This is a genomic window from Desulfosarcina widdelii (assembly GCF_009688965.1).
GTDB classification, from domain to species: domain Bacteria; phylum Desulfobacterota; class Desulfobacteria; order Desulfobacterales; family Desulfosarcinaceae; genus Desulfosarcina; species Desulfosarcina widdelii.
Window position 1 is genome coordinate 2,131,227 of the sequence record NZ_AP021875.1, and the last position, 26,548, is coordinate 2,157,774.

22 protein-coding genes, 1 tRNA gene and 1 pseudogene are annotated in these 26,548 nt (G+C 51.0%); 17 read left to right on the plus strand and 7 right to left on the minus strand.

The annotated features are described in order from the left end of the window. The first annotated feature begins 181 nt into the window (after positions 1-181). The 10 genes from GN111_RS10020 to GN111_RS10065 all read left to right on the plus strand — a co-directional run bounded on the left by GN111_RS10020 (position 182) and on the right by GN111_RS10065 (position 11,369). Complete coding sequence (locus GN111_RS10020) at positions 182-1,810, plus strand: acetate--CoA ligase (protein ID WP_155303630.1); 1,629 nt, start codon at positions 182-184, stop codon at positions 1,808-1,810. 7 nt (positions 1,811-1,817) lie between these two features. Then, a complete protein-coding gene (locus tag GN111_RS10025; RefSeq protein ID WP_155303631.1) occupies positions 1,818-2,564 on the plus strand; it encodes a 3-oxoacyl-ACP reductase family protein in 747 nt (248 codons plus the stop codon). A 12-nt stretch (positions 2,565-2,576) separates the two neighbouring features. Further along, positions 2,577-3,743: a CaiB/BaiF CoA transferase family protein gene (locus GN111_RS10030; protein ID WP_155303632.1), complete on the plus strand. Its 1,167-nt coding sequence runs from the start codon at positions 2,577-2,579 to the stop codon at positions 3,741-3,743. Positions 3,744-3,816: 73 nt separating this feature from the next. Continuing rightward, positions 3,817-5,349 (plus strand): 4-hydroxyphenylacetate 3-hydroxylase family protein, encoded by a 1,533-nt coding sequence (locus GN111_RS10035; protein ID WP_197740521.1) that lies wholly within the window; start codon positions 3,817-3,819, stop codon positions 5,347-5,349. Between the two features lie 101 nt (positions 5,350-5,450). After that, positions 5,451-6,239 carry an enoyl-CoA hydratase/isomerase family protein gene (locus GN111_RS10040; RefSeq protein WP_170302207.1) on the plus strand — a complete coding sequence of 263 codons (789 nt, stop codon included), beginning with the start codon at positions 5,451-5,453 and terminating at the stop codon, positions 6,237-6,239. Between the two features lie 22 nt (positions 6,240-6,261). Further along, positions 6,262-7,995 (plus strand): sigma 54-interacting transcriptional regulator, encoded by a 1,734-nt coding sequence (locus GN111_RS10045; protein WP_155303634.1) that lies wholly within the window; start codon positions 6,262-6,264, stop codon positions 7,993-7,995. Positions 7,996-8,133: 138 nt separating this feature from the next. Beyond that, the gene (locus GN111_RS10050) at positions 8,134-8,898 is read left to right on the plus strand and encodes an SDR family NAD(P)-dependent oxidoreductase (RefSeq protein ID WP_155303635.1); all 765 of its coding nucleotides are present in this window, start codon (positions 8,134-8,136) and stop codon (positions 8,896-8,898) included. A gap of 29 nt (positions 8,899-8,927) precedes the next feature. Further along, positions 8,928-9,710, plus strand: a complete 783-nt coding sequence (locus GN111_RS10055; RefSeq protein ID WP_155303636.1) for an enoyl-CoA hydratase/isomerase family protein — start codon at positions 8,928-8,930, stop codon at positions 9,708-9,710. Between the two features lie 46 nt (positions 9,711-9,756). Continuing rightward, complete coding sequence (locus GN111_RS10060) at positions 9,757-10,935, plus strand: thiolase C-terminal domain-containing protein (RefSeq protein WP_231715711.1); 1,179 nt, start codon at positions 9,757-9,759, stop codon at positions 10,933-10,935. Positions 10,936-10,958: 23 nt separating this feature from the next. After that, on the plus strand, positions 10,959-11,369 hold the full coding sequence (locus GN111_RS10065; RefSeq protein WP_197740522.1) for a Zn-ribbon domain-containing OB-fold protein: 411 nt from the start codon (positions 10,959-10,961) through the stop codon (positions 11,367-11,369). Between the two features lie 208 nt (positions 11,370-11,577). Here GN111_RS10065 and GN111_RS10070 read toward each other — a convergent pair whose 3' ends face one another. Continuing rightward, the gene (locus tag GN111_RS10070) at positions 11,578-11,853 is read right to left on the minus strand and encodes an HU family DNA-binding protein (protein WP_155303637.1); all 276 of its coding nucleotides are present in this window, start codon (positions 11,851-11,853) and stop codon (positions 11,578-11,580) included. A gap of 517 nt (positions 11,854-12,370) precedes the next feature. Here GN111_RS10070 and GN111_RS10075 point away from each other — a divergent pair. The 6 genes and pseudogenes from GN111_RS10075 (at position 12,371) to GN111_RS34410 (ending at position 17,029) form a co-directional block, all read left to right on the plus strand. Then, on the plus strand, positions 12,371-14,311 hold the full coding sequence (locus tag GN111_RS10075; RefSeq protein WP_155303638.1) for a DEAD/DEAH box helicase: 1,941 nt from the start codon (positions 12,371-12,373) through the stop codon (positions 14,309-14,311). Between the two features lie 632 nt (positions 14,312-14,943). After that, positions 14,944-15,177, plus strand: coding sequence for a DUF2188 domain-containing protein (locus tag GN111_RS10080; protein ID WP_155303639.1), 234 nt, complete (start codon positions 14,944-14,946; stop codon positions 15,175-15,177). Between the two features lie 3 nt (positions 15,178-15,180). After that, positions 15,181-15,645 (plus strand): toll/interleukin-1 receptor domain-containing protein, encoded by a 465-nt coding sequence (locus GN111_RS10085; protein WP_155303640.1) that lies wholly within the window; start codon positions 15,181-15,183, stop codon positions 15,643-15,645. A gap of 9 nt (positions 15,646-15,654) precedes the next feature. After that, complete coding sequence (locus tag GN111_RS10090; RefSeq protein ID WP_155303641.1) at positions 15,655-16,209, plus strand: TIR domain-containing protein; 555 nt, start codon at positions 15,655-15,657, stop codon at positions 16,207-16,209. 10 nt (positions 16,210-16,219) lie between these two features. Beyond that, entirely contained in the window at positions 16,220-16,735 is a 516-nt protein-coding gene (locus tag GN111_RS10095; RefSeq protein WP_155303642.1) for a hypothetical protein, read from the plus strand. Positions 16,736-16,832: 97 nt separating this feature from the next. Continuing rightward, positions 16,833-17,029, plus strand: a pseudogene (locus tag GN111_RS34410) (DUF4186 family protein). Between the two features lie 356 nt (positions 17,030-17,385). Here the strand turns inward: GN111_RS34410 and GN111_RS10105 are convergent. From GN111_RS10105 to GN111_RS10130, 6 genes are all read right to left on the minus strand, one after another. Next, positions 17,386-17,462, minus strand: a tRNA-Met gene (locus GN111_RS10105). A gap of 175 nt (positions 17,463-17,637) precedes the next feature. After that, complete coding sequence (locus tag GN111_RS10110) at positions 17,638-18,054, minus strand: acyl-CoA thioesterase (protein ID WP_155303643.1); 417 nt, start codon at positions 18,052-18,054, stop codon at positions 17,638-17,640. A gap of 82 nt (positions 18,055-18,136) precedes the next feature. Further along, positions 18,137-18,745, minus strand: a complete 609-nt coding sequence (gene thrH, locus GN111_RS10115) for a bifunctional phosphoserine phosphatase/homoserine phosphotransferase ThrH (protein ID WP_155303644.1) — start codon at positions 18,743-18,745, stop codon at positions 18,137-18,139. A gap of 13 nt (positions 18,746-18,758) precedes the next feature. Continuing rightward, a complete protein-coding gene (locus tag GN111_RS10120; protein WP_155303645.1) occupies positions 18,759-20,072 on the minus strand; it encodes a homoserine dehydrogenase in 1,314 nt (437 codons plus the stop codon). A gap of 104 nt (positions 20,073-20,176) precedes the next feature. Beyond that, positions 20,177-21,538, minus strand: coding sequence for a DUF3999 domain-containing protein (locus tag GN111_RS10125; protein ID WP_155303646.1), 1,362 nt, complete (start codon positions 21,536-21,538; stop codon positions 20,177-20,179). Beyond that, on the minus strand, positions 21,535-24,297 hold the full coding sequence (locus tag GN111_RS10130) for a DUF2339 domain-containing protein (RefSeq protein ID WP_170302208.1): 2,763 nt from the start codon (positions 24,295-24,297) through the stop codon (positions 21,535-21,537). The genes GN111_RS10125 and GN111_RS10130 overlap by 4 nt, the downstream gene beginning before the upstream one ends. A gap of 229 nt (positions 24,298-24,526) precedes the next feature. Between GN111_RS10130 and aceK the strand changes: the two genes are divergently transcribed. Further along, on the plus strand, positions 24,527-26,266 hold the full coding sequence (gene aceK / locus GN111_RS10135) for a bifunctional isocitrate dehydrogenase kinase/phosphatase (protein ID WP_170302209.1): 1,740 nt from the start codon (positions 24,527-24,529) through the stop codon (positions 26,264-26,266). The last annotated feature ends 282 nt before the right edge of the window (positions 26,267-26,548 follow it).

The following is a 26,548-nucleotide window of genomic DNA, read 5'->3' on the forward strand; positions in this document are numbered from 1 at the left end:
GATAGCGAATTTATAGACTATATTTTTTTAATTGACACGACTTTGCAGGGCCATTTCAATCCAGGTTTTAACATCTGGAACAAATTGAAGCAGTGTTTCAACCTTTCAGTCTCACTTTGATCTTTGAACTATCGGCACCTGCGCTTTTCGAAAACCAAAATTTTTAAAGTAAGGAGAACAGATGCAATACGAAAAACTTTACCATGATTTTAAGTGGGATGACTTCTGTGATGAACTTTTTGACTGGGACTGGAGAAAACAATTCAATATCGCCCAAGCGGTGTTGGATCGCAATACGAAAGATCCCAAAAAAATCGCATTGTACCACGTCAAACAAAAACTCGATGTCAACGTGTTCACATTCGGAGATTTGAGGAGTCTCACCAACAAGTTCGCTAATGCTTTGCAATCCCTGGGATTAAAAAAAGGTGACCGGGTAGCGAGGTTACTGCCTCGAATACCCGAAACCTATGTCAGCTTCTTGGGCACCTGGAAATCGGGCATGGTCGATGTGCCGCTGTACACGGCATTCGGGCCGGACGCAATCGCCTATCGAATTCAAGACAGTGAAGCCAAGGCACTGATCACTGACCAAAGCAACCTCGATAGGCTTACTTCGATTTCCGATCTTCTCAAAGAGATCCAGGTGATTGTGGTGAACCCTGAAAGCGAGAACCCGTCAGAAACAACAACGACAGATTTCGGCAAATTGATAAAGGAGGCCGATGATGCCGATCTAGAAGTCGAAACCACTACCGATGACCTTGCATTATTGGTTTATACGTCGGGGACAACCGGGCCTCCCAAGGGGACTACCATTTCTCACAACGCGATCCTGTCCGTACTGCCCTATGCCAAATACTGCCTCGACATTCACGAAAACGAAATGTTCTGGGGTTTCGCAGATCCAGGGTGGGTCTATGGGTTACTTTCTGCTGGCAGTGCTCCGATGGCACTTGGCGCGGCGCTGGTCGTATTTGAGCCCGGTTTCGATGCCGAAAGCTGGTACCAAACAATTGCCAAGTTAAAAATAACAAACTTTACTGCGGCTCCCACAGCTTTCAGGGCAATTATGGCATCCGGTAAGGCGTTGGCCGAAAAATACAAACCCCGATTCCGATATCTTTCATCCGCCGGTGAGCCGCTAAATCCTGAAGTGATTCGTTGGTTCGAATCCGAATTTGGAACGCCGATTCGTGATATGTACGGTATCAGCGAGGTCTCCATGGTAATCGGCAACAACCCCTGCTTTGGGATAAAATCGGGTTCGTGCGGAAAACCGATTCCCGGATTTACAGTAAAACTGAAAGGCGAAAACGGCTGCGATTGCAAAGACGCCGAAATCGGTTCCATCTGTGTGAAGCAAAACGATCACTTTATTTCCAACGGGTACTGGGGGCTCGAAGAAAAGTACCGTAAAAGCTTTGTTGACGACAACTGGTTCGATACCGGCGATCTTGCCTACCGGGATGAAGACGGGTACTACTTTTTTGTGGGCCGCAAAGACGATGTCATCTCAAGTTCCGGCTATCGGATCGGGCCGTTCGAGGTAGAAAACTGCATAATCGAGCATCCTGCTGTGGCCGAATGTGCGGTGGTCGGCAAGCCGGACACCCTTCGCGGCGAAATCGTGAAAGCGTTTATCGTTTTGAACAAGAATTATACCGCCTCCGAAGCGTTGAAAAAGGATGTGATCGAGCTGTGTAGAGATCGCTTGTCCAAACATAACTACCCGAGAGAAATAGACTTTATAAAGGAATTACCCAAAACGAGCAGTGGAAAAATACAGCGAAGAAAATTAAGAAAGTGAGAAATATATGAAATTGCATGGGAAAGTGGCTTTGGTCACCGGCGCATCGCGAGGAATTGGCAGAGCGATCGCCATTGCCCTGGCAAAAGAGGGGGCTTTCGTTGCCGTGAATTACGTCAGCAACCCGAGTGCCGCCCAAGAGGTGGTTCAGTTGATCGAAGCTGCCGGATCACAAGCTGTGGCCATTCAGGCCGACATCTCCGATCTCGATGCGGTTGAGAAAATGGTCGCTTCGGCAATCAAAATAAAGGGTGGTATCGACATTCTGGTAAACAACGCCGGTGTCTGGCGGGGAGGCAAGCTGCATAAGCTGGAACCGGCTGATTGGGACAAAGTCTTGGATGCCAACCTGAAAGGGATGCTGGCCTGCACCCGTGCGGTTCTGCCGGCGATGCTGACGAAAGGCAGCGGAAAAATCATCAACATCTCATCTGTGATCGGCATCGTCGGCTATCCCGGGGATACCGTATATGGCACGTCCAAGGCTGGAATCTTCGGCTTCACCAAATCCCTCGCCAAAGAGGTCGCGAAAATGGGTATTAATGTAAACGCCGTTGCACCCGGTATCATATCCACCGATATGAACAGCGCCCTGGATATGGCAACGCGGTCTCGGCTGATCAAGAGTATTCCGATGGGAGCGCTTGGAAAGCCCGAAGATGTCGCCGAGGTGGTCTGCTTTCTTGCCTGTGGAGCCTCATACGTGACCGGGCAGGTGTGGACCGTGGACGGCGGCTATACAATGATGTCATGAGGAAACGAAACCATGTTTGATGCCATAAAAGGAATTAAGGTGCTGGATCTCACCCGGCTGACCCCCGGCGCATATGCAACCAAACTGATGGCGGAAATGGGTGCGGAAGTGGTGAAAATAGAGGATACGGGCAACGGAGATTATATGCGCATTGTCGGTCCGATGTACGATGATGCAAGTGTCTGGTATTACGCTGTGAATGTCAGCAAGAAATCCGCCTGCCTGAATCTGAAAACCGCCGAGGGCGTGGATATCTTCAAAAGGCTAGTTGAAGATTATGACGTTCTGATCGAAGGATTCAGGCCGCGTGTCATGGGCCGTCTGGGGCTGGGATATGAAACGCTCGCCGAAATCAATCCACGCCTGGTTTATTGTTCCCTTACTGGATTTGGTCAAGACGGGCCGTTCAACAGGCAACCTGGCCACGATATCAACTATATGGCGATTGCCGGGGCATTGGGACTCACCGGACTGAAGAACGGACCGGTGGTTCCTCCAGGATTGCAGGTGGCGGACATGGGTGGTGCAGTCATGGCGGTCGTCGGGGTCCTGGCGGCCTATATCGGCGCCCTTAGAACTGGAAAAGGAAGATACGTCGATATCTCCATGACGGATACGGCTTTGTCGCTGATTCCCCTTGAAATGGCCGAATACCTGGCTTCGGGAAAAGCACCGGAGGCCGGGCAATCCTATTTCAACGGCGGGGAAGCCTGTTATGCGGTATATCCAACCAAAGACGGACGGCATGTCTGCATGGGAAACAGGGAAGAGAAATTCTGGAAGACGTTTTGCCGGATTGCCGAGCGCCCCGATCTTGAAGAGTTGCAATTTTCCACCGATGAACAAGCCTTTCAAAAAATCGGAGCGTTTTTCGGAACCAAGACATTGAACGAAGTCGTCGCCTTGTTCGAGAAAGCCGACACATGCATCACTCCCGTTCTGAGGCTTAACGAAGTGCCGGACCATCCCCAGATCAGCGCGAGAGAAATGATCGTTAAAAATGATAAAGAAACCGGACTGCCTCCCTTTATTGCGTGCCCGATACGGTCCTCCGGGAAAAACGAACATGTTTATCGACCGGCACCCAGGCAGGGAGAACACACCCGAGAGGTGCTTGCCGCCGCCGGTTATTCTGGGAATTTCATCGAAAAAGCCATTTTAGACGGCGTCGCCAGATGATTCTCTTTGAAGAAGGCGAAGGGGTCTATCGGAGCGCAATCGTTATCTAATTTGCACATAAGGAGTTGAAAATATGATAATATCATCAGAAGCGTGGGTTGATCGACAACTCGCCATGAAAAAAAATATCTATATGGGTGGGGAACTTGTCGGCAGAGACCATCCCCTCATTGTGCCAGGCAGGAATGTGATCGCCATGACCTATGACATGGCTCAGGATGAAAAATACAAAGGCATCATAACGACCCAATCCCACATTGATGGCAGCGAAATCAACCGTTGGTGCAATCTGCATCAAAGTGTGGAAGACCTGCTGGCCAAACAGAAGTCCACCCGGTGCGGTATCCACAATTGCGGGTTTTGCATGCAGCGGTGCATGGGCAATGACGGCCTGAATGCCCTGTATGTGGTAACCAAAGAGCTGGACGAGAAATACGGGACCGATTATCACGACAGGGCCAAGGCGTTTGCGGCCTATTTCCAAAGGAACGATATTACCTCCGCCCTTGCCCAAACGGATGTCAAGGGCGACCGGTCAAAAAGGCCCGGCGCCCAGGATGATCCGGATCAATATGTGCGGGTCGTAAAAAAAACAAAGGAAGGCATTATCGTGCGTGGTGCCAAGGTCCACATTACCATGGGACCTTACGCCGATGAGATTATCGTACTGCCTACGCGGGTAATGACCGAAGCTGAAAAAGATTATGCGGTGGCCTTTGCCGTGCAGGCCGATACCGAAGGCGTTTATCTGATCAACAGGGCATCGGCACCCAGGGCACGAAAAAAATTCGAAGCGCCCATGAATAACTATGGCAGTTCGGACGCCGTGACGATCTTCGACGACGTCCTGGTTCCCTGGGAGCGGGTTTTCATGTGCGGTGAGTATCAGGAGGCCGGTCGGCTGGCCCTGTTGTTTGCCAATTATCACCGACATGCCTATTGTGGCTGCAAGCCCGGCGTTACCGATGTAATCATGGGCTTCACCCAATTGGTTGCACGTTACAGCGGCATTGAAAAAGCCCAGCATATTCGTCAGGAAACCGCCGATCTTATCGCCGTTGCCGAACTGGTCTATGCCGCCGGTATCGCCAGTTCGGTTCAGGCCACAAGATCGTCATCGGGGGTAATGATTCCCAATCCGATATACTCCAACGTGGGCCGGCGGCTGGCCGGAGAGAACATCTACCACGAGCACAATATCCTGGTGGCTGTAGCCGGAGGCCTGCCGGCGACATTGCCGTTCGAAGAGGACTTTATCAGCGAAAAAACAGCGCCTTTTCTTGAAAAATATCTGAAAAGAAAAAAAGGCGTCTCTTCCCAGGATATTCATCGCTGCTTTCGGAGCATCTCCGACTTGACCTGTTCGGCATGGGGCGGCGTATGGCAGATTGCCGGCGTACACGGTGGCGGTTCGCCGATAATGGAAACCATTGCCATTTTAAGCAATTATAACATTGACCAAAAGGTCGACATCGCAAAATTTCTTGCAGGAATCAAACAGAACGATAAAATGGAAGATGAGCTATTTTACGGTGAAAAGAGCGATTTGAAAATGTTCAAGGATCATTTGAAGATATTCAACTCTTCCCAGTCTGTTTCACAATAGATCCAAAGCTGAGTGCCCCGTCCGCGAAGACGGACGAATGCCATCATATTGATGAATGGGGCATTTGGCAACGGGTGGTACCTTCAAGATGGAGGCATGCCTTGAGATCCTATGATTTAGAAACTGTCAGAGTCGATGAGAATGAATCTGTGGCAACTATTACCATAGACAATCCACCGGTGAATGCCATAACGGAAAAAGTCCTCGATGATCTGCAGCAGGCCTTTGAAATTGTAGAGGATCAGGAAAATGTTCGTGCCGTAATTTTAACCGCCCAAGGTTCACGATCCTTTGTCGCCGGCGTCGATGTAAATATCTTTTCGAGAAAAGACATTTCGGGTCGACGCGACTTCATTTCAAAAATTCATAAGACTTTCAGGATGATCGACCATTTCCCAAAACCGTTAATCTGCGCGATCAACAGTCATGCCGCCGGAAACGGCTGCGAACTGACAATGGTTTGCGATATCCGGATCGCCAACGAGGAGGCAACCTTTACATTCCCTGAATGCAAGTTCGGTGTCGTGTCCGCAGGGGGCACGACCCAGAGGCTTCCACGATTGATTCCACAGGGAAAGGCGCTTTACTATTTATTCACCTCCGAAAAGATGAAGGCCCGGGAAGCCCATGAACTGGGATTGGTCGATTTTATTAAACCGCTGGAAGATCTCATTCCGTTTGCAGCAAAAATCGCCCACAAGATCGCAGAAAATTCACCGATAACCGTCTCTGCTGTAAAAAAACTCGTCAAGCAGGGGCGAAATCTTCCAATGAAGGTTGCTCTGCAAGAAGAACTCAAACAAGGCATTGAGAGTTGTCAAACATCAGATTTTTTAGAGGGAATTACTGCCTATCTTGAAAAGCGCGTTCCCATATTCAAAGGTTGCTGAATAAAAAAGAAAGGTGGAATCATTGCTATCGATAGATGCCATCCGAAACGTTAAACGCGTACATCACCTTAAAATCGGCGATACTCTAAAAGATGTTTGTGACCTGATTACGAAGCACTCTTTCCAGGAGGTCCCGATCATAGACAGCAGGGGGCATGCAACGGCGACCCTGGATGTCTTCAGGCTGATTCGTTATCTGGTACGAACTGCTGATAAAGAGAATGATATGGTTCCGGAATGTTGTGTGCGCCACAGGCTTAATACGATCGACAGGGAGGAATCGATTCATAACGCCGCCTATTTTCCAGTAGACCGCTTTGTTCTGGATTCCGAGGATAAATATATCGGCCTGCTGACCCGTGCCGATGTAATTGGCGGGCTTATCAAGGAACTGGAGGTCTATAACTATATCTTTGACCAAATTGAGCCGGGCATAGGGATTTTGTCAAAAGATGAGCAGCTGCTTTACCAGAATCGAAAATTCGAAGATACCCTCCAAACCGATAAAAAAAAGACAGGTACCATTCCATTAAAGGAAATATCTTCGGTCATCCCGCAGTCGGCCGACGTATGGGGGAATGTCCCGGTACGCTATCATTATAACAAGGCCGGCTTTAAGGGTATTTTAGAGTATTTTCCCATTCTCATAGAAAAAAAGTATTTTGGAACTTTAATCATCCTTTATGGTGATCAAAAAACTCAACAAAGTGATGTCGTAACCTCCCCGCATCCGGCATTCAGGGAAATGAAAGAGTGGAAGGAGGTAAGGGAAGCTTTCCCCAATATCGTGATTTCGGACCCCAAGATGGAGCAGGTGGTTCGCTTGGCATTAAAAGCGGCCAGAATAACGTCCAATGTGCTGATTACAGGGAAAACCGGCGTCGGGAAAGAGATTATTGCCGAAATTGTCCATCGTATGGGGTCACGTGCTGACCGCCCTTTGATAAAAGTAAATTGTGCTGCCATTCCAGAAAGTCTGCTTGAATCCGAACTGTTCGGGTACGAAAAGGGGGCGTTTACCGGTGCGGTCGAAAAAGGAAAAATCGGGCTGATCGAGGCGGCTGATCAAGGAAGTTTGTTTCTAGATGAAATCAATAGCCTCCCGATGAATCTTCAAGCGAAGCTATTGCGATTTTTGCAAAACCAAGAGTTTTACAAGCTTGGCGGCACCCGTCCACACAAAGCGGATGTTCGCATCATCGTTGCTTCAAATTGGGAAATTAAGAAGCTGGTCGATCAAGGAGACTTCAGAGAAGATCTTTACTATCGGCTATGTGTTATTCCCATCCATATACCGGAACTCAAAAAAAGGCCGAAAGATATCATCCCGCTTTCCATGTTTTTTCTGCAAAAATACAATGAGTTGTACAATTTGGATAAACAACTCAACGATGCGGCCTACAATCAGCTGTTGGGATATGATTGGCCTGGTAATGTCCGAGAGTTGCAGCATCTCATCGAGCAGCTTGTGGTATTAACCGATACAGATGTAATCGATTCAATTCATCTCCTGGAAGACAAAAAAAATGATGAAAATGCTAAACAGAAGATAGAAATAAATATATTGAGGCTCATTCCGTTGAAAGAAGCGCATGAGTTGCTGGAGCAGGCTATTTTCAAGGAAGCGCAGAAACAATTTAAATCGGTTCGGGATATCAGCAAGAAACTTGAGGTTCACCACTCTACAGTCGTTCGTAAAATTAATCAACTTAAAAAAAAGCAAAACAATTTCCAATTGATGTCAAAACATATGTGAAGTAAAATTTCCATGGGAGACCTTCTTTGCGATAATGCTCCAACACAATGAATTGGCTCCCCTTATCAAATTTTTATGCAAATATGAGCCAGCCAGTTTTTTCTACCACCTAAACACGCCAAAAAGAGAAGGAGAGAAATGAAAATCGAAGGACACACTGTTGTGATTACCGGCGGCGCTTCCGGACTCGGAGAGGGATGTGTAAGAAATTTTACGGGGAAAGGTGCCAATGCGGTAATCCTGGATCTTGATGAAACCCGGGGAAATCAGATTGCATCGGATCTCGGTGCGGCTGCGTTATTTTGTAAAACCGATGTAACGGATCCAAAATCGGTACAACAAGCAATTGATATGGCTATGGACCGTTTCGGTGTGATTCATATTGCAGTAAACTGTGCCGGAGTTGCAACACCCTCCAAAGTGTTGGGCAAACATGGTCCAATGGCCATCAAAACATTTGATCAGGTCATTCGTATCAATCTGATCGGCACAATGAATATTATTCGGCTTGCTGCTGAAAAAATGACAAGAAATGAACCGAACTTGGATGGTGAAAAGGGCGTGATAATTAACACCGCGTCTATCGCAGCATTCGACGGTCAGATCGGACAGGCAGCATATGCGGCATCCAAAGCAGGCATTGTAGGGATGACGCTTCCTATCGCCAGGGAATTTACCAATCATGGAATCCGTGTAATGACGATTGCACCAGGATTGTTTGAAACTCCGATGCTTGCCGGTCTGCCTGAAAAAGCGCAACAATCTCTGATTGCCTCGATTCCATTTCCAAAAAGGCTAGGCAAACCTTCAGAGTTTGCACAATTGGCAACGCAGATTATTGAAAATCCAATCTTAAACGGAGAGACAATTCGGCTGGATTCAGCCATTAGGATGGGAGCGTAATAAATTTTTCAATGACAAGGACCTTTGCAATGAACTTAAATACACTCAACTATGAGAAAAAACAAAAAATTGTATTAATTGGGATAAATCGTCCAAAGTATATGAACGCGCTCAACAGTGAAGTGATTGCTGAGCTCGGACAGGCTTTTGATCATGTTGCCGCAGATGAAGATGCATCTGTTGTTATTATTCACGGAGGAGAGAAGGCGTTTGCAGCAGGGGCGGATATTAAAGAAATCAGCAATCTATCAACACCGGTTGAGGCTCATCGGTTCGTTTCACGAGTTCACCACCTTTTTAATAAAATAGAGAATTTCGAAAAACCGGTCATTGCAGCAGTAAGTGGGGTAGCGTTGGGTGGCGGATGTGAATTGATACTGTCATGCGATATTCGCATTGCGGCAGAAAATGCATTTTTTGGTGTTCCAGAAATAAACATTGGTGTCATTCCTGGAGGTGGAGGCACTCAACGTCTGCCAAGGCTTATCGGTATAGGCCGGGCTAAGGAGTTGATTTATTCCGGAATTCCTATCGATGCTAAGGAGGCACATCGTATTGGCCTCGTTAACAAGGTGGTCCCTGTTGAAGAGTTGTTGGATTCAACTGAAGCAATAGCAGCAAAATATGCAAACCAACCGGCCTTTGCGTTAAAAGTGGCCAAAATGGCTGTAAACGATGGGATTAATATGGATCTTGGCTCTGCGCTTTCCTATGAACAACGATGTTTCGAACTTCTTTTTTCAACGGAAGACCAGAAAGAAGGCATGCGGGCCTTTATCGAAAAGAGATCTCCAGTGTTCAGTGGAAAATAGCGATTTTCGTTTAGATTGATTTTTAATTGGTTATATTGCGGAGGGCATGATGAGAAAAGTTGCCGTTGTGGGTGTTGGCCACACTGATTTTACAGCAGGTTCGTCAAAAACACAGCTCGAATTAATGTCAGAAGCATCTATGGATGCCATCATCAGCTCAAATTTGAAACCGGAAGATATCCAGGCAATATTTTGCGGTAACGTTCTTGGAGATTTTTCCGAGGGCCAAGGGATGATCCAATCATATCTTGCTGACAACATAGGGTGCTTTAACGTACCGGCCAGTAGATTTGAAGGCGCTTGCGCTTCGGCCACCATGGCCATAAGGGATGCTTTCCTGTGGGTTGCTTCCGGTTTCTACGATATCGTCCTGGTCGGTGGTGTTGAAAAAGCGACTACAATGGGAACCCCTTTGGCGACGCGAACTTTTGCAATGTTCCATGATTCCCGGTATGAATATCCGGCGGGTTTTACCTTTCCAGCTTTCTTTGCCCTGCTTACGCATTTGTATGCGGATAAATACAACTTGCCACTGGAAAAGCTGAAGGAACAAATGGCACAAGTAACTGTGCAATCCCACCAGTATGGCCTTAACAACCCTCATGCACAGTTTCGCAAAGAGGTAACCGTCGAGAAGGTATTGAACAGTTTCATGGTTTCCACCCCACTACAATTATTGGACTGTTGCCCGTTTTCAGATGGTGCAGCCGCTGTTGTATTGGCCTCCGAGGAAGCGGCCAAAAAACTGACTGATAAGCCGGTGTATATTGCTGGTGTCGGGCAAGCCTCTTCCGGAAAACTTAGTTCTCAGTATAAAGCTCTACCCCGTTTGAAAGCAAGAGAGGTTTCGGTCAAACAGGCTTACGATATGGCTGGAGTAAAACCGGAAGACATTGATGTCTGTGAACTTCACGATTGTTTCAGCATTGCAAGTATCATTGCTGCAGAAAGTCTTGGATTCTCAGAATTTGGAAAGGCAGGGGAACTTTGGGAAAAGGAACAGACCAAAATCGGTGGTAAAATACCGATTAATATTTCAGGTGGACTCAAATCGAAGGGACACCCCATCGGTGCGACTGGTGCTTCTCAAGTATATGAAATTACACGCCAATTGAGAGGGGAACTGGTCGACCAAAGTCGCCAAGTTGAGGGTGCCAAAGTTGGACTAGTCGATACCCTTGGCGGTGACGGTGTGATTGTGAATATAGTGTTGAGAGCTGAATAATTAAGCATCGTAAGGAGTTTAAAATGGAGCAGGTTTTGAGTTTTCAAAAATACAATAGCGCACTTAAAAAAAATAGGCTGTTGGGCTTGTCTTGTAAGGAATGCGGAACTGTTACATGTCCTCCTAAAATGGTTTGTCAGGAGTGTGCCGGCGTGGACCTTGAAGTTGTTGAGTTGTCTGGTATGGGAAAAATTGTTACCTTCACGACAACTTATGTTGCTGCTGAAGGAAAAGAAGCAGAAGCGCCCTATACCATAGCCATGATTGAACTGGATGAAGGTGCCTGGATCGCCGGAAACCTGATTGATATCGACCCATCAGAAGCCACCATGGATTTGATAGGAAAGCGAGTAAAGATCGGTCATAAGGTTTTTCCTGGTGATCGTTTCTCTGGTGGAGAATCAACGCGCCCACTATTTAGTTTTGTCAAGTAAAAATAATCAAATTACAACTGTTATTTAAATAATCACTGCGTTGCGTTCGATTTTGGAGTTGGAGACACCTCGCACCGGCAACCCTCTTACTGGATCGGGAGACGGTAAGGAAATGGTTTTTAGTAACGGCTCCATGTAAGCTTGGTAATTTGGTATTGGCATCAAGAATCACCTTTGATCTGGAATATAGAATTCATTTCCTTTCCCGTTACCTATCCACCCGCTCCTTCAACTCCTTCCCCGCTTTAAAAAACGGCAGCTTCTTCGGTTTGATCTTGACCAGCTCACCGGTTTTTGGGTTCCGTCCGGTGTATCCATCGTATTCCTTGACGAAAAACGAACACAATCCCCTGATTTCAACACGGTCTCCTTTGGCCAGCGCGTCGGCCATTCCATTGAAAAAGATATCCACAACGGTGGCGGCTTGTGTTTTTGACAGGTAGGTGGCGTCTCTTAAGGTCTGGATCAGCTCAAGCTTGTTCACGTGTTCGGCGTTCCTGATTGTGGGTTTGCGTGGGAATTGAAAGAGAGGATTTTGGGCAGAATAGCCCTGGCGTGGTGATTGTGTCAAGAAATTAGTTGGTTATAGGTGATTGTTATGTTTAAAATCAAAAGAGATCGGCAGGATCATAAATCCGGGAGGTCTATGATATGAAATTCGTGATTTGAGATTTGCGAGGATTATGCGTTCTCATAATGGATGATATCAAACTTACCCATCGGTTCAAATTGAAAAAAATTTGCCGAATTACAGATTTCCATAAGTCTAAAGCCATCGAAAAACACCAAAATCATTGACATTTCAATGAATTATTCCTAAAAAGTGTTTTGGGGTAATTTTCATAACGGACCATCGATTCCATGTTAAGGCATGATGTACAAATGGTTTGTTAATCTATTCTTAGAGCATTTAATAAAATATCGGTTTAGGCACCTATGAAAAAAAATTATTGATATTTATGCACTCCAACTAATCCAGTGAAGCGACAGGTAATCATGATATGGATGTTTTTAAATACCGCGATGACATTGTAGCCAATTATCGTTCCTTCACCACCAGCTTTACAAAAATCAAAGCAGATGACATCAAACAATATGTAACACACCGATATGACTCAGGCTATTATTGGCCAGCACCACTCATTCAGCTAAACCCATCGTTTGTCTCCAGTCAAACAGTTGAGCAGCTCGTTTCTCAAGGGAAGCTACATCGAACATGTCAGGAAATTTTTCGATTTGGGAGAGATCCAAATTCCCCTGGTGTGTCCGCCCAGCTTTACAAACACCAAATGGATGCAATCGAGATTGCCAAGCGAGGGGAAAGCTACGTTTTAACGACTGGCACCGGGTCTGGCAAATCTTTAGCCTACATGTTGCCTATTGTTGACTGCATACTCAACACAAAAGGAAATTCTTCGACTGGGATCAAAGCTATTATCATCTATCCAATGAACGCGTTGGTTAACAGCCAAAAGGAGGAGCTGGACAAATTTTTCGGACACTATAATGAAAATAAGCCTGTTACTTATGGACGATACACTGGCCAGGAGAGCCAAGAAGAACGTCATGCCATGGCGGCGACTCCGCCTGACATCATTTTGACCAACTTCATGATGCTGGAGTTGTTGATGACCCGCCAGGACGAATTGGACCGCAGCATCATGAAAGCGGCTAAGGGAATTGACTTCTTGGTTTTAGATGAATTGCATACCTACCGCGGACGACAAGGGGCGGACGTTGCAATGCTTGTTCGACGGGTCAGGGAGGCCCTCAATGCAGATGTTCAGTGCATAGGAACCTCGGCGACCATGGCGAGTGAAGGAACATTACAGGCGCGTAATGAAGCTATCGCTGAAGTAGCCAGCAAAATGTTTGGAACGGATGTAAAGCCTGAAAATATCATCACGGAAACCCTGCAAAGACAAACACCGCATACCGAAAAACCGTTAGGCACAACTCTCTCCTCATCCATCCATGCAGGAATTGCAGAATCACTATCTTTCAAGAAATTACGGGAACATCCGGTGTCTGCATGGATTGAATTGACCCTGGGAATTGAGAAGGAGGAGGATCGATGGGTTCGAACTCGGCCGCAAACCATTCAGGATGCATCCAAAAAACTGTCCGATGATAGTGGGCTTCCAGCAGAAACGTGCGAAACGTTCTTGCGCGATTTCCTACTCACCGCCTACCAATGCCGTGATAATAAAGGCAACCCATTATTTGCGTTCCGATTGCACCAGTTTATTTCCGGGGCCAATACCCTTTTTTCAACTTTAGAGCCTGTGGGGAATCGTCAGTTTGATTTGTCTGGCCAGCAATACCTTCCTGGTGACCGTTCCAAACGATTTTTCAGCGTCCATTTTTGCCGCCAGTGCGGGCAAGAATATCATCCAGTTTGGTACGGTGTTAAAAATGGGGAGACCCATTTGACGCCTCGGGATATAGATGATCGGTCCCATGATGAGGAAGATTCTGATTTTGGGTTTTTTATGTTTGATCAGGATCATGTATGGGACGATGCTGTAATCGAAAATTATCCCGAAAACTGGATCGAAGAAATCAGAGGAACCATTCGTTTAAAAAGTAATTTCAAGAAATATCAGCCCAAAGGCGTGTATGCTGAACCAAGTGGAAAACTTACCGGCGGTGGAAATCACGGATGGTTCATTCCAGGCAGTTTCAGGTTTTGTTTGAATTGCGGTGTTTCCCACGCGGCGAGGGGAAGGGATGCAATCAGGGTTACAGGATTAAGTGGTGAGGGTCGTTCTTCGGCGACAACCGTCCTGGCGGTATCCGCACTGACTTATATGCTGGAACAGGATTCTGATTTAGCGCAAGAAGCTAAAAAGTTGCTCGGATTCACGGACAATCGCCAGGACGCTTCTCTGGGGAGAGGATGCCAATGCGATAGGATCTATAAAAGAAAAAGATTATCCTGATCTGATCGAAAGCCTACTACAAGTTCTGAAATCATACGGTCTAATCGAAGAAGTTGAAATCAATCGCCAGTTAAAAGGATACCAGCTGATAGGTGAGTTTCTTCAGTGGCGTAAATGAATGGTCGGATACAACGTTTCGATCTCTGCCTTAATGAGATCAGCCGTGGTGCCCAGGGTACCAATATCTTTGCTGTCGTCAATACATACACCAGGGCGGCACAATGGAGTGAGTTGTCGGCGGAATCCAGTTTTCGGCTGTCACGGGTTGGCGGGAATATTTTGGGGATGCTGCAGTAATTAGCCCGAGGTGGCATCTGTTTTTGGACAAATGATCCGGCAGCCAATGGAGGAAGCCGGATCAGATCAACAGTTACTTTCTATCTATTGCGACGGATACAGAGTGTCAGCGGTGGTAATCATCGGTTTTTACATCAAACCAATCAATAACCATTCCTAATAAAACAATATATTGTTATCATGTCGCTTGACACTTCCACATGTTGTGCTTATTTATAATGCGGAAATACCCATAACGGGGTACTGAAGTCGCTATCTGCATTTGTCATCTCTCCTGAAAATCCCCTCAGCCCCGTACTGATATATCGTTCTAACCAATCAGAAAGGACAGACCAATGGCAAGAAGAGGCGTGTATCATATTACCCCCAACTCCGGTGGCGGTTGGGATGTCAAGAAGGAAGGCAATCAAAGGGCTTCAGGCCACTTTGACAGAAAATCGGATGCTATCAGCAGGGGAAAAGGGCTTGCAAAGAACCAACCCCTCGGCCAAATCAAAATTCATGGCCAGGATGGAAAGATTCAGACTGAACACACCTATAAGAAAGACCCCTACCCGCCGAAAGGATGATTAATGCCCGTATTTATTTCTCATCGGAGTATTGATACCGAACGTGCTTTGACAGTTCACCAATATCTCACGAATAGAGGCGTGAAGTGCTATATTGACAAACTCGATGACGCTCTTCAATCCACTGATGATATCACAAATGTCATTTTGAAGAGAATTAGCCAATGCAGCCATATGATGGCTGTTGCATCCGAATATACGCAAGGATCATGGTGGGTTCCATTCGAGCTTGGTGTTGCTACTGAATCAGATAGACGCATTTCATCCTACAAAGCGACCAACGTAAATTTGCCTCAATATCTTTCAAAATGGCCAATCCTATCAAGTCAGTATGATCTGAATAAATTTATCGAGAATTACAAGCGTGACAATAGTGTCGCATTCAGCGAAAGCCGTGCCACATATCAAGATATTAAATCCGCCGATCAGTTCCATCGACGGTTAAAAATTGATATTGGTCAAAGATAAAGGAGGATTATGGGCTATCATCCAAGTAGTCAGTTGGGTTTGGGAGGCTTGTTCCCCTATGTGGAACCAATTAAACGCAAGGTATTTATTAGTTACCACCACAAAAATGATCAATCGTGGTATAATCATCTATCATTTGTGTATTCGAACGATTTTGATCTTTTTTACGATAATTCAGTGGAACGTAAAATTGACAGCACCAATTCTGAATATTTAAATAGGAAGATCAGGGAAGAATACATATTCGGGACATCGGTGACCATCGTTCTTTGCGGCTCTGAAACGTGGAAGAGAAGGTGGGTGGATTGGGAGATCCATGCCACCCTACATCACGGCCATGGTTTGTTAGGGATTGCACTTCCTTCTTGTGCTAAAAATTATGAAGGGAAAAATATTGTTCCGGATCGTCTCTATAAGAATTTGGTAAGTGGGTTTGCCAATTTCATGGTATGGGATGGGAATCCAGATACCTTGAAGGCAAATATTGAAGCGGCTGCCCAGAATTCATCAAGGAAAAGTCTAATTGATAACAACGACATTAAGATGAAACGCAGCTCATCATAGAGAGGTAAAAATGGCTGCCCCAACAGGCCTCAAGAAGGTAACCGCCACAATCAAGACTCCATTCCTGGATATCCAAGGGGAATGGCAACCCGACGAGAGCGAGCAGCAAGCTGCCTGGGAATTGTATGTTGAGCTTGTAACCCGCATTGCCGTCCAGGAGCTTAAGCCGGGAGAAGGGTTACTACGGGAGGCTTTGACTTCCTTGTATCAACTTTTTGGCGAGACCAGGCGTATTCTACGAAGTTATGGTCCAGTCGTAGCCACACCAAAAGGGAGTGGTAAGTGGTCCTTCGGTAGCATTGCTGTCACCCTTCTGAATTCCGCAATCCGACCTGTCCTTGCAAAGTGGCATCCCCTGCTGATGACGTATGAAAATCAGCGTGGGCAGGCCGTTTCTCCAGCAGATCATGAAATGAAATGGGAACACAACGAAGAGTTGAGAGGCATTCTTACCGAATTGCAAACAACGTTAAGGGCGTATTCACAGTTATTAGCTGAGGCTGCCGGTATCCCCCCGATTGCTTAATCTCTCATACATAATGTAATGTCTGTTATCCTTAAATGACCAAATCACCAAAGCCCTCACCGCCCTGAAAAAATCCAAATTCCGCTTCCGGTTCAAATTGACAGACAAGGACCATCAATACATCCAGAGCAAGGGCATCGACACCATCCGATCCCACGCCTTTGATTTCATCACCGAAGATTAGCACCGGCGTTTCCCAAGAATGATGGCAAACGGACGCCGATGAGGGGCCATCCTGTTTTTATTGCCCAACATGCGACCGCCACCTGCTGCCGGGGGCGTCTTTGGAAATAGTTCGGGATTGAAAAAGGACGGCCGTTGACAGAGGATGAAATCGGGTTTGTGGTGGGGTTGGTGATGGGGTGGATTGGAGAGCAGACTCAAAGAGTTTAGCGAAAAGCTAACATTTCCTCATTTTTCACAGCTAACTGCGTTTTTTCATTTGGTCCTTTACCTCGAAATACTTGGGTTCATTTCGATTTATTCCCTTTTTCGAGGGTTGCCCTACCCTACTTTAACGATCCATTTCTTTGGAATCACTCTGAGTTACTTAAATTTTTAGCGCTATTGTTGGGTATAATGTTGGGTATTAAATTAGAAAGCATTAAAAAAGGCACTCACAATTCCTTGTAAGTGCCTGATTTATTTTATGGTAGCGGGGGCAGGATTCGAACCTACGACCTTCGGGTTATGAGCCCGACGAGCTACCAGACTGCTCCACCCCGCATCAATTTGTAAAAGAAGAAAATAGACTGTATTGCCGAAATTGTCAATAGGGGAATTTAAAAATCTGTGAACGGCTATCAAAGCTCAAAGAAAAATCATCGCCTTGGCTATATCAATTGTTTTTCCTGTCAATTATCGATTTTCCGATTGGATTCTAAAGCCTTACAGTTCACTGATCACTGACCGCCGGCCTTTTCTATCAACTCCCGAATAAACGCCGGCGGACGCACGACCTTGCCCTGCTTGTTGATAAAGGCATGCCGGGTGTAGCCGGTGGTGTGGGTGACGGAGCCGTCCTTGCTGGTGATGGTGTAGTCGAACTGCATACCGGCCCGGAACTCCGTATTGAGGGTCGCGTTGATGATGATGATGTCGTCGTAGCGCGCAGGGGTGATATATTTGCACTTGACTTCGGAAACGGGCAACATCAGTCCCTGGTCCTCAATCTTCTGGTAAGGCAGCCCCAGATGGCGGAACAGTTCGGTGCGGCCGATCTCGAACCAGCGCAGGTAATTGGCGTGGTAGACGACGCCCATGGTATCCGTGTCGCCGTAAATGACACGGTATGAGGTTGCGTGGGATATCGCGTTCATGATTCCTGGTTTTCAGTTTCTGGTTTCGCGGTTGGCTGTTCGCTCTGAACTTTCACCTTTGAGCTTTCAGCTTGCTGGCCGTTCACTGAACCTCCAATTCCCCATCCAACACCGCCTGCAACTCCTCGTAATTCGTCGTCACCGCAAACTGGGGAAACTCGTCGATCACATTCTGGGGCGGACGAAAGAGGATGCCTTTATCGGCTTCCTTGAGCATGGTGACATCGTTGTAAGAGTCACCCATGGCCACGACCCGGTAGTTCAGGGATTTGAAGGCCTGCACCACCTTGCGCTTGCCGTCCTTCTGGCGCAGGGTATAGCCGGCAATGGCCCCGCTGTCGTCGATGGTCAGGCTGTGGCACAACAGGGTGGGCCAGCCCAACTTCTCCATCAGTGGCCGGGCGAATTCGACGTAGGTGTCGGAGACGATGATCACCTGGGTGCGTGCCCGCAACCCGTCGAGAAATTCCCGGGCGCCGGGCAGCGGATTCATGGTGGCGATAACGTCGGTAATGTCCTTGAGCTTGAGCCCGTTGGTATCCAGGATGGACAGGCGCCGCTTCATCAGCACGTCGTAGTCGGAGATGTCGCGGGTGGTGAGACGCAGTTCTTCGATGCCGGTGCGCTCGGCCACGTTGATCCAGATTTCCGGTACGAAAACCCCTTCCAGGTCGGAGCAGATGATATCCATGTTTTTCCTTTTTTCAGTGGCCGTTTTGATCTTCTATCCTCACCACCATCGGCTCGCCCGCAACTACATCCAAAGCGCTGATTTCGGAAAGCGCTCGCCTGACGTCCTTTTCCCGGGCGTGATGGGTGAGCATAACCACCGGAACCGAACCGTTGGTTTTGCGCCCCTTCTGGTGGACATATTTGAGGCTGATGGCGTATTTTCCTAAAATTCCGGCAATGGCGGCCAGGACACCGGGCCGATCCATGGCATCGAAGCGGAAATAGTAGTTGGTGACGATGTCGTCCATGGGCCTCACGGGGATGGCGCGGACCTTGTCGGTCTGGAATCCCAGCACCGGTACCCGGCCGGCGCCGTTGGAGGCCAGGTTCCTGGCGATATCGGCGATGTCCGACACCACCGCACTGGCCGTAGGCATCATCCCCGCCCCGTGGCCGTAGAGCAGGATGTCTCCCACCGCATCGCCGGACACGCTGATGGCGTTGAGCGTTCCGTTGACGTTGGAGAGCATGTTGTCGAAGGGGATCATGGTGGGATGCACGCGGGCCTCCACTGCCTGGCCGTCGAACTTAGTGATGGCCAGCAGTTTGATGCGGTAGCCGAATTGGGCGGCAAACTCGATGTCCATGGGCGTGATCCGCGAGATCCCTTCGATGTAGACATCGTCGAAATTGATCTGCATGCCGAAAGCCAGGGCCGCCAGGATGGCCAGCTTGTGGGCCGCGTCAAATCCTTCCACATCCAGGGTGGGATCGGCCTCGGCATAGCCCTTGGCCTGGGCCTCGGCCAGAGCCTTTTCGAACACCACGCCTTCGTCGGTAATCTTGGAGAGGATATAGTTGCAGGTGCCGTTGAGAATTCCGGTCATGGCGCTGATGCGGTTTCCCACCAGCGATTCGCGCACCGTTTTGATGATGGGCATACAGCCGCCCACACTGGCCTCGTAGGCCAGATCCACGCCCTTTTCGGTGGCGGCCGAGATGATGGCATTGCCGTGCTTGGCCAGCAGGGCCTTGTTGGCCGTGACCACGTGCTTGCCTGCGGCGATGGCGTCGAGCATCATCTGCTTGGCGATTCCCTCGCCGCCGATGGTTTCCACCACGATGTCCACCTCCGGGTCGGCGATGGCCTTGGCCGCATCGGGGATCATCACGCCAGGGGCAAAAGCGATGCCCCGGTCGGTTTCAGTGTCGATGTCCGCAACATATTTCAGGTTGAGGTCACAGCCGACGCGGTCTTTGAGGATGTCCGCGTTTTCCAGCAGCAGGCGGGCCACTCCTGTTCCCACCGTGCCGCATCCTAAGATGGCGATGTTGATCGGTTTCATTGGTTCTGCTTTCCCGCTGGTTTTTTCAATCAATAACAGGTCAATCGAAAAGGCAATTTCTTATGAGGGGGTCCCATAAGTCAATAGAAATCTGTGAACGCTGATCACCTCACCATGCGCCGCGCCAGATGCCAGGCCATGGCGGCCACCACCAGCACCCCGAGCAGCAGGATCGACCACAACACGATGCGGCGGGTCGGCACCGGTTTGGGCTCCGGCGAAAGGCGCCGGGGGCCGCCCAGAATAATTTTTGCTTTCTCCGGCGTTACCCAGCGTTCGATCCCCTGTTCGTGCCGCCGGCCGATGCCCTCGAACAGGGCGGCCACATTGACTTTCAGGGGCACGGCCCGGGCGCTGCCGAAGGCGATGGTAAACGGCCCGTTGCCCCTGGCGATAAAAAAGAGGTCGTGGGGACGGTAGGAGATTTCCAGGCGGGGGATGCTCCTGCCGATGGTGCTTTCCGGATCATCGACGGTCAACCGCCAATTCCGGTCCATGGTCATGGAAACGGACAGTGGATCGCTGACCAGGGACGTCCCATCCAGGTCGATCCGATAGAACAGGCCCCGGGTGCGCCTTTTCCAGTTGCCGTTGGCATCACCGCGCGATTCCAGCAGGGCCTCGGCCATGCTGTTGGCCTGGTCGAAAATCAGGTTCACCCGGTCCACCGGAAAAGCGCCGGCGGTCCGATATTCGAAAACACCCGGCGAATCGGGCAGCGGCCTTCCCTCGACCTTGCGCACGGCCCGAATGGCCTTACTGCCCTCCTGATGAATCCGTCCCAGGATGCGAACCGGGCGAATGGCCGGCCCCGAATCGAGTTGACGCAGGCGCAGGTATCGTTTGGCGGTGCGATCCAATTCAATGACATTGCGCAGCAGGCGATGACCGCCGTATCGGATATCGGCAACGGTCGCACGGGGCTGCACCGGGGTCCATGCGGCCAGATCGTCGCTGGCATCGATCCCGACGGTCGACATCCAGTTCTTGTCCAGTTGCGGCCATTCCAGCTGTAGCCGGGCCAGGCTGCGCCGCAGGGGGCTCAGGTCGATGAGATAGGTCCGCACGGCTTGTGACGGTGAAGGGGTTAACTGGGGATCGATTTGGACAATGGCCCCGTCCGGTCCGGTACGCACGTGAACCCGATAACCGCCGGCCTCGGAAGCCGGGGGGTCGGAAACGGGGAAAAACGCCAGCGAACGCCAGGGCGGCTCGGCATCCCGGGTCCGGGCGTAGCGGATCATGTGGGGCACCGGCTCGCCGGCGGCATTGAAGACGCGTAGATCACCAAGATCCTTGCGAAAAGCGTCCCGATACACCTGCCCGGGCAGGTCCATGGCGGCGATGGCCGTTCCCTCCGGCAATTGGACCCGGACGCCGTAGGCAAAATCGTTCATTTGCATCTTTGCCGAAACGGCGCACGGCACCAGAACCACCGCCAGCAACACCCACAGCCATCTTTTCATGATTCTTCTCCTTTCGATTGCAGCGGAGGCAAGGGGGTAAAATATCCCACCACCAGCATCAGGCCGCCAACCGCCAGAAAGGATACGATCCGGGAGACGGTTCCCGATCCCGACAGGTCCACAACGAACAACTTGACCACCACCACGGCCAGCAGGCCGGCGCCGGCAAACCAGAGTGCACGCTGCTTAAAGCGGTTGGCCGTGACCATGCATCCCAGCGACAGCAATCCCCAAAGTACGGAAATGGCCGCGTGGAACAGGTCGGAATGAAACAGGGCGTGGCCTTGATAGGCAATTTCGCCAAAGTGGTGAACACAGCGAGCCACGGAAGCGGTGAGCCAGAGAAAGCCGCCCGTCGCCACAGCGCCCCATAAGACGGTTGCCGGCAGTTCGGCCGCCGGCGCTGTTGGTTCTTTTGCCGTTCTCAGCACCCAGAAGCAAGCCACCAGCAGGGCGATGACCTGCACGATGTCCAATGGATTGAGCAACGGCAGGTAGGGCAGCGGCCGGGGATCGCCGTTTTGGACCGTAGCGGCCACAGTCCAGGCAAGCAGCCAGACGACCAGCAAAAACGGCAGCCATCCGTGGTAGGCCGCCGCCCACTGGCCGAAGGGCCAGGCAGTACGCCCGCGCAGCCGCATCAGGGCGACAGCGGCAAGGGAGGGAACGGCCCCCCAGGCCAGAAAAGACCAGACAGGCGCACCTGCGGCCAGCCGGTCCAGCAGCCAGCCCGCCTCCCAGGAAACCAAAGCCAGCGCCAGCAAAACGCCAGCCACATGCCAGACCTGCGCGATCTTGTCCTTCCAGCCCACTTCCATGCATCGCAGCAGAAAGAGGTGAATGGCAAACAAGACCGGCCATACAATCAGCCACCAATCCTGGAAAGGATGCCTGAAATTGTGGCGGTGGGTCAAGGCCGCGGCAAACGCCCCCATGATCGGCAGAAGGCCCAAAGCGGGCCAGCGCAGCATTTTCCAATCGATGCGGCGGTACAAAAAGCCCATAGCCAGGGCGCTGACACCGAAAAATGCCAGAGCGGCGCTCAATTCGTGGCGACGGCTCAACCGGCGATCGATCTCGTGCAGTCCCGTACCGAACCACCAGAGCAGGCCCCAGGTCAACATCAGGGCGGCAATGGGTCTTTCGATGCGGTGCAGCCGATCCTGCCAGCGTTCCAGAATCCAGGCGCTGAACAGCCCCGAGAGGCCTATCAATATGCCGCCCAGCAGGCGGCTGTCGATCACGGCGGCATTCCCGCCGCCGCTGCCGGTACCCATGAAAAAAAGGACGCCAGACCCGATTTGAAGCAAAAATCCGAATCCCCGGGCAGTCCAACGTCGCTGGCGCACCCCGATCCAGACCAGGCCGGCCCCTTCCAGGCTCCAGGCCACTGCCGTCCAGCTTCCGGACAGGGCCAAGGGGATGGCCAAGCTGCCGAAAATCACCCCCAGGGCCAAAAACGCCTCCACCAGCGGGCCTATCTCCGCATGGCGCCGCCGCCACAGGGCCGTTGCCAGGCCGGTATAGACCAGGCCCATGGCCACGGCGCTCAGGGCCAGGCCGAACTCCATATTTTTGACCATCCCCACCTGCAGGCTGAACACCACCAGGGGCATGCCGAAAACCAGGGTGCCGTCCACATACCCCTTCAGTCGGGGCGGCTGCCGCAGGGCGAACAGCACGGCCATGAACAGGTAAAAAAGGAAAAACAAAACCAGAAACGGTTCGGTGGTGGCAAAATGGCGGGGGCGGTAGTACTCCAGCCCCCAGGCGGAGCCGATGCCGAAGGTGAAGACGAACCCCAACAGGTTGAGCCAGCGCCAGGCCCTGAACCAGGCGATGCCGCAGATGCCGGCATTGAGCACGGCATAATAGGCGAAGAGCATGACGTGGCTGCCCGTTCCCGTGGAAAGCAGCACCGGGGCCATGAAGCCGCCGGCGGCGCCCAGCACGGCCATGGAAGCGGCATTTTGCAGCACCGCCAGCATGCCGGAAAAGACCACCAGCCCCACCATGACGCCGAAGGTAAGTGTCAGGGGCACCATGTGAAACAGCCGGGCGGCGGCGAACAGGGTCAGATACATTACGCCGATGCCGCCGCCCTGAAGGGCCACGGCATAGCCGAATCGCGAACCGCGCAGCCGCCAGCCCAGGATCAGCAGGCCGATTCCGGCAACAAACGCGGCCGCCAGGCGGATCTCCAGCGGCACCATGTCGCGGGCCGCGGCATATTTCACCAGGAAGGCGAAACCGAAAAGCAGCACCACCACACCGACCCGCACCATGAGATTGCCGCCGAAAAGAAAGCCCCGGATGGAATCGCCAAGGCCGGGCGACGGCGGTTCCGGCGACTCGACAATCGGCGGTTTTTTGGGAGGTTGGATGTCGTCCGGAGGCGCATCGGCCAGCTCGATTTCCAGGGAGGGTATATCGTCGGCTGCCAATGATTCTTGCTTCGCGTCCAGGGGCAGCTTGACAAAGGGAGCCGTTGCGGGTGTCTCAGGCTTTGCGGGTGCGTTGGGTGCGTCAGCCGCGCGGGCCTCAGGGGCCGACTGCGCAATACCGGCATCCGACGTTTGCTCCGACCGCTGCATCTCCACAGCCTTCAGGCGCTTTTCCAGGGCCAGCATCCGGTTGCGCTGATTGATGGCCGCAGCCGCCAGCAGGCCGATGGTGCCCCCCAGCAGAAAATCGCCCCGCCCATATAGATAGAAGCTCCCGGCGACGGCCCCGATCAATCCTAGAACGATATAGATCATTTCCCATCCCTTCTTATTAAAGTCGATGCATCCCATCGATCTGCCGGCCGGCCAACAAAAGACCGCGGCCGCAACAGCCGGCTGCATTCGGCATCATACGCGAGCCGCCGGTCAAGTCAACGTCAGCAGCCTCGGAAAACCGATAGGCCGTTTGCCTTCGGGTCCGGACTGCATTATTTTCTTTATCGACCGCTCCCGTGAATGTTTAAATCGGCAAAAAGGAGGCCGGATGCCCGCCCAACCCCTGGCACAACACTGCGCCGCAACGATCCTGGAGAACTTTTGCGACCACCAGGAACGTTTCCGACAAATCACTCAGCGGGCTTCCGACCTGTTTAACAGCCGCCAATGGGCGCAGATCCGATCGGACACTACCGAGCGGCTGAACCTTTACGCGGCCAGCGTCCAGCGGGTCGAAGGCGACATCCGCCGTATCCTGAACATGCGGGTCGCGGAAACCAGCCTGTGGGCCGAAGCCAGGATCGACTATGCCGCGCGAATTGCCGGCCGTGAAGACCGGGAACTGGCCCAGACCTTTTTCAATTCGGTCACTCGCCGCATCCTGGGCACCATCGGCGTGAACCGCCGGATCGAATTCGTGCAGAACGACTGCGCCGATTCGCCTCAGCTTTCCGCCGACCCTGTTCACCAGGCCTATGCCCTTGCCGACGGGATCGCACCGGCAATCGATCGGCTCCTGAAGGATTTCGCAGAACTTGCCTGGAACCGGACAGGCCTGAAACAGTCCTTTCCACAAGTTGCAGCGCGCATCGAAGCTCGCCTTCAGAATACGCAGATCCACATCCCGACGGCCAATATCGAAATACTCCGCCCGGTTTTCTACCGGGGACAGGGCGCTTATCTTATCGGCCGCATTCTGGCCGAAGGGCAGGTTCTCCCGCTGGTCATGGCACTTTTGCATCCACCTGGCGGTGTGGTCGTCGATGCCGTGCTGATGGACGCCGACGCGGCCAGCGTGGTTTTCTCCTACACCCGCTCGGCCTTTAAAGTCGATGTGAAGCGTCCCGGCCAGTTGGTGGCGTTTTTGCGGTCCATCCTGCCCGCCAAGCCCGAAGCCGAATTCTACTCGGCCATGGGATTCTTCAAACACAGCAAAACCCTGATCTATCGTGAAGTTATCCGGCATACGGCCCAGTGCACCGAGGAACTGTTTTCCATCGCGCCTGGCAAACCGGGCATGGTCATGGCGGTTTTCGACATGGCCGGTTTCGGAATGGTGGCCAAGGTGATTCGCGACCGTTTCGACAACCCCAAAAAAACCACCGCCGAAAAAGTGATGCAGCAATACGATTTCGTATTCAGCCATTACCGGGCGGGACGGCTCATCGAAGCCCATGCCTTCGAAGGGCTGGACTTTGACCGCTGCTGGTTTTCCGAAGATCTGCTGGACCATCTGACCGCCGAAGCGGGACAGACGGTTCACATAAGAGGCCAGCGGGTCATCATCGACCATGCCTACCTGGAACGCCGGGTTACGCCTCTGGACATTTATCTTCAAGAAGTCAGCACGGATAAGGCAGCGGCAGCGGTTGTCGATTTCGGCAACGCCATCAAGGATCTGGCCTTTGCCAATATTTTCGCCGGCGACATGCTGCTGAAAAACTTCGGCGTCACCCGCCATGGGAGGGTGGTCTTCTACGACTACGACGAAATCGTACCGCTGACCGACTGCCGGTTCCGCAAAATTCCCAAAGCCCGGTCGTACATGGAAGAGATAGCCGACGAACCCTGGTACACGGTGGATGAAAACGACGTCTTTCCGGAAGAGTTCTCCCGTTTCTTGGGATTGTCGGCCGAGTACCGGGAGCAGTTTCTGTACAGCCATACCGATCTGTTGGAGCCGGCCTTCTGGATATCCGTTCAAAAAGAAATCCGGTCGGGCGCCTTGCGCCACATCCGGCCGTATCCGCCCCGCTACCGGTTGACCCCTTTGCAGAAACCCCTTTAGCCCCGGGTCGCTTTGGTCCTGAATCGCTCCTGCTTTTGCAACGTTGGGGTTTACATTGCTTCACCGTGCATTATCTTGTTGCCAATCCAGCGCACTCACCCGGACGAAATCGGGCGGAAAAACCGGCCGGTTGAACCGATCCCGTCCGGGCGCCGCCAATAAAAACCGGCTGACTAAGTTCTCACCGGCAGCCATTTCTCATTCTTAACAGATCCACTTCGACTTTACTCATTTTCAGGTTGTCCGCAACGGATGCCGCTCCACCAACCGTCTCGACAACCT